Raw genomic sequence first — 1,459 nt, 5'->3', positions numbered from 1 at the left:
CTAGGTACTATCTTTAATTGCAAATTTATGTTGTTATTTTTTTTAACTTTGTTACACCGAGAGGAAGCTTCTTGCGATTATTCACTGGATGTTTACCTTGTGTAGCCTCAACTTGTTTGGGGCTATTTTTTTCTATTTTGTCTTCTACGAAGCCACATGCCCGAGAGGATAACTTTTGCTCCTCTTCTTGGATATTTATTTTATAGTTATCATCATAAGGTTCATTTTTGTTCCATAAATAATAAATCATTGTTAATAATTTCTTTTGAACAGCTACATAACTTTTCATTTTTATACCATGTTTTTTATAGGTTCTGTCAAATAAATCTTTGAACTGTTTAACCTCACATTGTATAACTACCAGTGATGGCATATGTAACATTCTTCGTATTCTTGAATTTCCCTTTTTAGAAATTTTGGTTTTACCTACTCGTGTTCCTGATTGCGCTTCTACAACATCATATCCTGCGTAAGATACAACTTGCTTGTAGTTTTTGAACAGATTAAATCCATTTGTTTCTGCCAAAACTGTTGCTACAGACAAAACACCTAAACCTTTCATTGTACAAATATTTTTAACTCTTTCTGCTACTTCTTGATTTGATTTAATATGTTGTAAAATTGCTTTATCCAACTCTTTTAGTTGTGATTCAAACAATTGTATGGTTTGTTTCAATTGATCCGTAACAGAATCCAATTTATGCATAGCAAAACTCAATGCATCCAATTGATTTTTAATCACAGTCTTTAATTCCGTAATATTTTGATACTGTCTTGTCAATAAACGTAACTCATAAAAAAAGGTGCCCATAGGCTGCCATCTTTCTAAGAATTGCTCAGCTCCCATTCGAGATAGTCCTTTAGCATCAATGCTATCATTCTTTGACTTTAACCCTATTGCTTCTAAATACTTTTTTGCCTTATTGGGTAAAATAATAGAAGTATCAAATCCCTTCTCAAACAAATAATACGCACAATTTTCATGATAAATACCAGTTGCTTCCATACAAATAACCACTGGTATATCTTCTTTCTTGTGTTTAATAATCCACTGCGCTAAATTTTCAAAACCTTTTCTTGTATTAGTAATTTGAGTACTAGATTTAACAACAACTCTTTGTTTCTCATCAATAATACTCATACAAGCGTCAATTTTTTTACTTGATACATCAAGTCCTACAGCATACTTTAAATTCATAACTCTTTGATTTTTAGATAAACAAAAAATTACAGTAGACTTTGCTCATTTTTTATACAGCATCTTTCTATTAAAGCAAGTGCTTAAGTACTATTGTGACTATAATGTAATTAAAACCAAGTAGATTACCCTAGTGTATGCAATATCATCTATGATGTATTTCGCCCCGATAGTATTTTGCAACTTGGTTTTGTTTATCAATTATTACTATTTCAAAGATAAATAATTCATATTTTTAAATCTTAACAAAGATATGAGCCC

Annotated in this window: 1 protein-coding gene; it reads right to left on the bottom strand. The window is 30.4% G+C overall.

Annotated features, from left to right (window positions below; translation table 11 throughout):
• Positions 1–25: 25 nt before the first annotated feature.
• Positions 26–1,198, bottom strand: a complete 1,173-nt coding sequence (locus BP92_RS16460) for an IS110 family RNA-guided transposase (protein ID WP_051604497.1) — start codon at positions 1,196–1,198, stop codon at positions 26–28.
• Between the last annotated feature and the right edge of the window lie 261 nt (positions 1,199–1,459).

Origin of the sequence: Flavobacterium sasangense DSM 21067, assembly GCF_000686885.1 — a bacterium.
GTDB classification, from domain to species: Bacteria; Bacteroidota; Bacteroidia; order Flavobacteriales; family Flavobacteriaceae; genus Flavobacterium; species Flavobacterium sasangense.
This window is presented reverse-complemented; position numbering and strand designations above follow the sequence as displayed.

Excerpts from the sequence above, each read along its gene's own strand:
- BP92_RS16460 (WP_051604497.1), bottom strand. The coding sequence starts at position 1,198 with ATGAATTTAAAGTATGCTGTAGGACTTGATGTATCAAGTAAAAAAATT.